Annotated in this window: 2 protein-coding genes; both read right to left on the minus strand. The window is 33.9% G+C overall.

Annotation, left to right across the window (positions count from 1 at the left end; all coding sequences use genetic code 11):
• Positions 1-82: 82 nt before the first annotated feature.
• On the minus strand, positions 83-1168 hold the full coding sequence (locus tag ENL20_08285) for a T9SS type A sorting domain-containing protein (protein HHE38554.1): 1086 nt from the start codon (positions 1166-1168) through the stop codon (positions 83-85).
• 410 nt (positions 1169-1578) lie between these two features.
• Positions 1579-2325 carry a T9SS type A sorting domain-containing protein gene (locus ENL20_08290; GenBank protein ID HHE38555.1) on the minus strand — a complete coding sequence of 249 codons (747 nt, stop codon included), beginning with the start codon at positions 2323-2325 and terminating at the stop codon, positions 1579-1581.
• Positions 2326-3633 lie beyond the last annotated feature (1308 nt).

Consider the following 3633-nt stretch of genomic DNA (forward strand, 5'->3'; position numbering starts at 1 on the left):
AGTCCTTATTTTTCAACCTCTGTGTCATCTTGAACTAAACTGAAATTGGGTCAAATGTGCCTTCACCTCTGGTCATTTGACCTTATTTTAATAAAATCATTTTTTTTATTATCCGGGTGTTTTCTCCCGATAGTTTATAAAGGTAGATTCCTGGGGAAACCTGCTTTCCGTTTTCATCTTTTCCATCCCAAGTAATTTGTTGATTTGGAGATTTGTTGATTTGGAGATTTGCGAAAGTTTTAATCTTTTGACCTTTGGAATTATAAATCGAAATCTCTGTATTCTCTGTCTCTTTGTGGCAAGAAAAAGAAATCGTGGTTGAATTTTGGAAGGGATTGGGGAAATTTTGAACAAAATGAGTATTTGCCTGAAGCAACTCGTTTTCAATATCTGTTTCAACATTCATATAGGTAAATGGAATATTGAAGACATAATCGGAATTCGCTGAAGTTATTTCAAAATGATAGTCTGCAGAACCATAAGAATCGGGCATGATATTTATCCGGAAATTTTTATAATCTTCAAATAATAGAGAAAAATTTGTAGAATTTTCGTAATCAAACTCTTCATCGCTATATGTAAAATACCAACTATCAGGAGCATCGTCAATAATTAGATCGATCGTCAAATCATCTTCTGATCCTAAATTTACGATTGAAAAAAAATCTCCTGTATATAAATAATTTTCATTTTCAGGATCATATTCCAGATCAAAATAAGTCGTTTCAAAAGGAACCATTGCTCTTACTTTATACTCAGGAATTAAATAGTTTGAAGTGGATTGAATTATTTCATGGTCAGTCATCTGCACAAAAGCAACAGCTCTTAAATTCGTTAAAATACATTCAGGAGGAATCTCAAAAGTTTTTTCATAAGAAATCGTATTTCCCTGTCCGGAAAGATCAAAATCGTCCTTTATAATATCTCTAACTACATGAGTATAGACTTCCTCGATATCATCTTCAATCAAAATAAATCTGATGGCAGCATCAGCGATATCCTCATCCGGAGAATACATTGTTCCGGTTACAGAAATATCTCCGGTTTCCTGATCAAAACTGTTAATTTCCAATTTTATGGGTGAAGCATTGAACATTTGAGGAGTAACGACATCAAGATAAGGTTGTCCTGATGCTATTTCCCATCCTCCTCCGACGACTGATTCCAAACCATTGAAAACGACGGTAGGAGCATAAGGAATATCATAATATTCGAAAACACGATCGATTTCATCGGAACCGAACGAACCTGCTGAACTGTAATAACGGATACTGATAAATTCCGAAAAATCATATAAAGAATGGACTACATCCAGACCGGAGTAGCTATCAGGACAACTACTTCAGAGCGTAGTCGAGAAGTTCTCTGCTAAAATTAATTTTGGATAAGCATCAAGTTCTGCCAACAATAGAGAGGTAAATATTAATAATAGCAGAATGAATATACATTTTTTTATCATTTTTTTTTCCTGTATTTTTTCTTATAACCAATTCCCTGATTGGCTATGCAATTCTATTAAATCAGTTCCAACAAGGATTTTGAAAACATGATTATATCAACTTTGTATGTTGATTTACATTACCACAAGATCATCTTGTTAATTTTATGAGTTTTTCCATTTGAAAGTTCATAGAAATAAATTCCACCTAAAACTCTAGAACCGTTTTCATCTCTTCCATCCCAGATAATTTGTTGATTTGTTGATTTATTGATTTGGAGATTTGGGAAGGTTCTGATCTTCTGTCCTTTGATATTATAAATTTCAAGTTTTATTTGTTCGTTTTGTTGGTTTTGTTTGTTGCTAAATTGAAAAGAAATCGTGGTTGTTTCCTTGAAGGGATTGGGATAATTTGTTAAAAGGATTTCGTCGTTCAAGATAAAATCATCATGTTCGATCCCGACATTATCGGCGGTATTAAAAGTGAAATCATAACTAAGAGGTTCAGTCAGATCTTCCCCGTTAAAAGTAAAATTAAAATTGTAACCTCCAATACTGCTTACATTAATAACAATGTGAATTTGTATTGATTCATTCGGAGCAAGTTCGATGGGAGAGGGAAAATTGGGGATGAAGCAATAGAGTGGATTACAAACACTCATAGTCCAACCTGCAGGTAGATTTTGAAATGAATATAAAAGAGTGTAGGTCTGAATTTCTGTGCCGGTATTGGTCAAAGTGATCCAATCGGTTGTATGTTCATAATTTCCGTTTTCCGTATAGGAAGGACCGATAATATCCAAATCAAAAGGAATATTGATCTCCAAGTCTGCGAAAAGGATGTTGATCGCAACTATAACACTTAATAATACAATTAATTTTTTCATTTTTATACTCCCTCTATTTTTTTCTTTGCGAAATTTGTAACATAGAATTTCTATGAGGAAATTTCGCAAAGTAGATTTAAAAACTTGTTGTTACTTCCAACCTGACTCCACTAAATTCCGGTTGGATCTTACAAACTCCGTTTCGACATACTTTTCCGGCTTTTTCTTTACCGACAAATAAGCGTAGATCAGTGCAATTATAAAGATAAACAGCAAATTCTCCACCGATCCAATATTCTCCGTCATCTGCATCGAAAGAATCTCCGATCTGAGTTTCAGCAATCAGGGAAAGAGAATAATCAAGATAAGAAATATCGGTTTGCAGTTTTGGTTCATAATGAGATTCCAGATCTCCGGCTTTATCTTCTTTTTTATATTGGTATTCACCTTTGATCACGATTGGAAGTTCTTTTAATAAAAAATCGAAAGTGATAACCGGAGTAGTTTCTTTTTTCCAGTTATTTCCATTTTTATCAAATTGCTCCAATTGACTGAATTCAACAGTGATCGCGGAAGTTTCAAAATCGTGTTTTATTTCGGAATAAAGATCGGATTGCTTTATTTTGGAATCACCGGACCAACCTTCAGCGTAGTTCAAAACAATTTCATTTTCAAAATTGGGCAGGAAGCTTATTTCTCCCATAAAACCCTGTTCGTCTGTTCCGGGAATATAACTTTCATGAAGCGGTTCTTCGCTGTGATTTACAGTTGGTAGATCGGATATTTTCGTATTAAAATTCAGGTAATTTTTATAAGCACCATTGATCGTAAATTTATCCAAGTATAAAGTAGCATTTGAATAAATCGCATGACCTTTTTTATCATCTAAAAGATGAAGAAAATATTCATTGCTTTCAGCATATTCGGAAGTTATTTCCAATAGATCAGTTGTCAGATCAAAACGACCGCCAATCACATCTCTCTGACTGTAATCGTGTTCGGCATTAGCAAGTTTCTGATTAGTTTGCTGGAGCAAATAACTTGTTCCCAAACGCAGAAAATCAGTTAGATCAAACCTGATATCAACTGCACCGACATTATCATTTTCATTTTCTTCCTGGTAGTCTTCATCATCATTTTCCATCAAACCATAAAGAAACTTCAATTGCCATTTTTCAAGATTTGTCTGGCTGTAAAATCCGATCAACCTGGAATCGATATTAAAATCTTCATCGAGATAATTGTGGAGAACAATTCCTGAACCGATGACAGATTCAAAAGTTCCCAATCTCCCTAAAAAAAGATCGGATTCGAATTGAATAAAATATTCATCAAAATAATGTTCATTTTCCTCCATTCCGACAGATC

This window comes from Candidatus Cloacimonadota bacterium (assembly GCA_011372345.1).
Classification (GTDB): domain Bacteria; phylum Cloacimonadota; class Cloacimonadia; order Cloacimonadales; family TCS61; genus DRTC01.